Consider the following 839-nt stretch of genomic DNA (forward strand, 5'->3'; position numbering starts at 1 on the left):
CGACGGCACTCGATGATGCGATCGACGCTGCCGCCAAAGCCGGCATTCCGTTCATCACCGCTGCCGGTTCGGTGACCAGCCCGAACGCCATCAATGTCGATTCCAACTATGCGCGCTGGGGCTACGACATGATGGCGGCGATCGGCAAGGCGCAGCCGGACGGCGCCAGCATCCTTCTGGTCGAAGGCATCGCCGGACACCCGATCGTGGTGCAGGAGCGCCAGGGCGCGGACAAGGCGCTGACTGAAAATCCGAAGCTGAAGATCTCGCGCAATGTCAATGGCAACTGGACAGCCAACGTCACCAAGACCGTGGTGCTGCAGGCGATCGCCACCAACCCGGCGCCGATCGATGCAGTGTGGACGACAGGCAGCGAAAGCCGCGTCGTCGCCGAAGCCTTCGCAGAAGCCGGCCGGCCCGCACCATTGATCACCGGCTCGATCACCGGCGATGCGCTGGGCTACTGGAAGGCCAACCCCGACAAGTACCGCTTCGAAGGCCATGCGGTGCTGCCGCACTGGACCGCGCAGACGCTGTTCCGCGTCGGCGAGCGCATGCTCGACGGGCAGAAGCCGAAGCTGAACACGCTGCTGATCCCGATCCCGCCTGTCCACACCGCCGATCTCGGTGCCTGGTACAAGGACTGCATGACGACGGACGCCGTGTCTATCTTCCCGATCCCGCCGAAAGATCCGATGCCGGAGGAATGGCTCGACGCCTATTTCTCGAACCCGGCGCCAACCAAGGGCTGGGACTATTCGAAGGTGCCCGATGCCTGTGCAAAGTGACGCCTGCTAATCTCTCAACAGGCCGGCTCCTTTCGGGGAGCCGGCCTGCCA

The 839-nt window shown here is 64.2% G+C and carries 1 protein-coding gene; it reads left to right on the forward strand.

Annotated features, from left to right (window positions below; genetic code table 11):
* A partial coding sequence (locus EN914_RS36645) for a substrate-binding domain-containing protein (RefSeq protein WP_127389747.1) occupies positions 1 to 788 on the forward strand: 788 nt, incomplete at its 5' end.
* Between the last annotated feature and the right edge of the window lie 51 nt (positions 789 to 839).

Origin of the sequence: Mesorhizobium sp. M7A.F.Ca.CA.001.08.2.1, assembly GCF_003998455.1 — a bacterium.
Lineage (GTDB): Bacteria > Pseudomonadota > Alphaproteobacteria > Rhizobiales > Rhizobiaceae > Mesorhizobium > Mesorhizobium ciceri.